This window comes from Streptomyces sp. NPDC002785 (assembly GCF_040295565.1).
GTDB lineage: Bacteria > Actinomycetota > Actinomycetes > Streptomycetales > Streptomycetaceae > Streptomyces.
Genome location: NZ_JBEOVN010000379.1, coordinates 1 through 2,882 on the forward strand (window position 1 = coordinate 1; position 2,882 = coordinate 2,882).

Annotated in this window: 3 protein-coding genes; all 3 read right to left on the reverse strand. The window is 70.1% G+C overall.

What is annotated here, in order from left to right; all coding sequences use genetic code 11:
* Nucleotides 1-1,349, reverse strand: a 1,349-nt coding sequence (locus ABTZ94_RS37120; protein ID WP_351207813.1) for a cryptochrome/photolyase family protein, incomplete at its 3' end; no start/stop codon positions are given.
* A gap of 36 nt (nucleotides 1,350-1,385) precedes the next feature.
* The gene (locus ABTZ94_RS37125; protein WP_351207815.1) at nucleotides 1,386-1,847 is read right to left on the reverse strand and encodes an ABA4-like family protein; all 462 of its coding nucleotides are present in this window, start codon (nucleotides 1,845-1,847) and stop codon (nucleotides 1,386-1,388) included.
* Nucleotides 1,844-2,773 carry a hypothetical protein gene (locus ABTZ94_RS37130; protein WP_351207817.1) on the reverse strand — a complete coding sequence of 310 codons (930 nt, stop codon included), beginning with the start codon at nucleotides 2,771-2,773 and terminating at the stop codon, nucleotides 1,844-1,846. Before ABTZ94_RS37130 ends, ABTZ94_RS37125 begins: the two co-directional genes overlap by 4 nt.
* Nucleotides 2,774-2,882: the final 109 nt, after the last annotated feature.

Sequence of the window (2,882 nt, forward strand, 5' to 3'; positions counted from 1 at the left end):
GCCCGCTCGAAGCGGGCCCGCGCCTCGGAGAGATCCACGAGCGGCTCCGGATAGTCCAGCGCGGCCCGCTCCGGACCCGGCAGCTTCCACGGCTCATGGACGGAGGGGCCCTTCAGCCCGGCCAGTTCGGGCACCCAGCGGCGCACGTAGTCGCCCCGCGGATCGAACCGCTTGCCCTGGACCACCGGGTTGAGGACGCGATTGGGGCGGGTGTCCGTGCCGGTGCCCGCCACCCACTGCCAGTTCAGCTGATTGTTCGCCACATCGCCGTCGACCAGCAGATCCAGGAAGTGGGCGGCGCCGACCCGCCAGTCCACGTACAGCGTCTTGGTGAGGAAGCTCGCCACCAGCATGCGTCCCCGGTTGTGCATCCACCCCTCGTACGCCAGTTGCCGCATCGCGGCGTCGACCAGGGGATAGCCGGTGCGACCGGCCCGCCAGGCGGCGATCTCGTCCCCGTCCGACCTCCAGTGGTCCTCGCGTGGGCGGTAGTCGGCGCGGGCGGCATCCGGGCGGGCGGCGAGCACCTGGTGGTGGAAGTCCCGCCAGGCCAGCTGCCGTACGAACGCCTCGGCGCCCGGCCCGCCCTTTTCCTGGGCCCGGTGCACCACTTCGGTCGCGGAGACACAGCCGAAGTGCAGATACGGGGAGAGCCGCGATGTCGCATCGCCGGCCAGGTCGTCACGACCGCTCTCGTAGCCGGCCATCGCGCCGTTCAGCCAGCACGACAGGAGCCGGCGCCCCACGGACTCGCCGCCCGCGGCGAGTCCCGGGGAGACACCCGCCCTCTCCGGGCGTTCGGGCGGCGGCTCCGAGCCGAGCGATCGCGGCAGTCGCACCGACCGCGGAGGAGCCAGTGTGCCCCGCACCCCCTCCGCCTCCCAACGGCGGAAGTACGGGGTGAACACCGAGAAATGATCGCGGCCCGCAGGGACGACCCGGCCCGGCACGAGCGCTGTGACCACTGTGTCATGGACGTGCAGGGAGCAGCCGACGGCCGACAGCGCCGTACGCAGACGTTCCTCGCGGCGCATCGCGTATCCGCTCACCCCGCCCGCGATGTGCAGGCTCCGCGCACCGGTCTCCACGACCGCGGCACGGGCAGCAGCCACCACATCGCCGTCCCGGACGACGAGCCGTCCGCCGCGGCGGCGCAGCCCCGCATCGAGGTCGGCGAGGCAGTCCGCGAGGAACGCCCGCCGGTTCGGCGTGGCGAAGCCGGCCCGGTGGATGCCCTGGTCGTGGACGAACAGGGGAACGACAGCATCCGCGTCGCGCACCGAGGCCAGCAGCATCGGATTGTCGTGCAGCCGCAGGTCGGAGGTGAACAGCGCCACGGAGACTGTCATGTACGTGTGCCCTTACCGGTGTGGGTCATGCCATTCTCACGCAACGGGAACCCGGTCCGGGAATCCGTTCTCGGGCCGGGTCTTCGGCCGCAGCGCCGCCCGCAGCACGAGAAAGACCAGCAGCCCGAACGGCGACAGCAGAATCGTCAGCACCAGCAGCGGCCCCATCACCAGCGGAGAGATACCCAGTCGGCGTCCTTCCAGGAACATCCACTGGCCCAGCAGCAGATCCCAGGCGATGACCTGCGCCCAGATCGCCCCCGCCCCGTTCGCCAGGGCCATCAGATCGCGGAAGGTGTCGATGTCGGGGCTGCGCACCGCGTCCCAGAGCTCGGGGAGGACCGGCACGGCCATGACCAGATAGAGCGCAATCACCGGCAGGACGGTGAGCGGTGATGCGGCGATACGCGCCGTGGGACGCCAGTTCGGCGCGAGGATCATGAGCAGCCAGAACGGGGCTGCCAGGAAGAACGAGATCTCGAAGAGTGCACCGGTCATGCTGCGAGCTCCTTGTCGGCGGAATCGGAGGTGGAATCTGAATCGGCCCTCTGCCGTACGGGAGTTGACCTCAGCGCCCCATAGCCGCACACGGCTGTCGCCGCCACTGTCAGAGCCGCGGCGACGAGCGTCGCACCGTCCGGGTGAATCAGCGGCTGACCACGCAGCGCCTGCCAGGTGACCAGCGCGACGACCGCCGCGTACGCACCGGAGGCGACCAGCACCAACCGCAGCCGGACCCGCGGGTCGCGCAGCCGGGGGAAGCGCGGGGCCAGGGCGACCAGCGCGAGCAGGAAGAGCGGCAGCAGTTGGAGTGCGTGCATGCCGACGAAGTGCGGTATGCGCAGATCGCCGCCGGTCGTCGACCAGCCGGTGAGCGGCATCGACGGGCCGCCGTCCGGTACGCCGACGGAATGTGCGCCTATCACATCGGCGCTGTCCAGGTTCCCTGCCGCCCGCTGCCCGGGCGTGGGCTGCGTCATCAGGAAGCCGAATCCGGTGCCCACCAGCGCGAGCAGTACTCCCGAGCGGATCGCCCAGGCGGCGGCACGATCGGCGATGCGGGCGCGCAGCAGTAGGACGGCTATGACCAGTGTGCCGGTCCAGAGCACGACGACGGTGACGGCCATCGTGCTGAACAGCGTCTCGTCGAACGGGGTTGCGTGGTTGAAATGACTGCGCATCCCGCGGATCACCTGGCCGGTGATGATCGCCATCTCGCCCAGGCTGGACAGGGCGACCACGGTTCCGGCCCACCAGCCGAAGCGCCGACCGCGGGTGACCAGCGTCAGCATCCAGGCGAGCGCGAGTGCGTACACGACGAACGAGAGCGCGAACTTGAACGGCTTGAACCATATCGCCGAGCCCGCCAGGACCCGGTCGTCGACTATCAGTCCCACGGCCGAGACGAGCGCCATGACGGCCATCGCGGCAGCGAAGAGGCCTAGGGGCAATGCCGTTCGGTTAGCCATCTGACGGGCTTGGCAACGTGCTGATCTCGATGTGGACGGTGGTCCTGTGGGTGCGGTGGTCGAT

What these genes read in the sequence shown, in the direction of transcription:
- ABTZ94_RS37125 (WP_351207815.1), bottom strand. Translation starts at nt 1,847, where the DNA reads ATGACCGGTGCACTCTTCGAGATCTCGTTCTTCCTGGCAGCCCCGTTC.
- ABTZ94_RS37130 (WP_351207817.1), bottom strand. Translation starts at nt 2,773, where the DNA reads ATGGCCGTCATGGCGCTCGTCTCGGCCGTGGGACTGATAGTCGACGAC.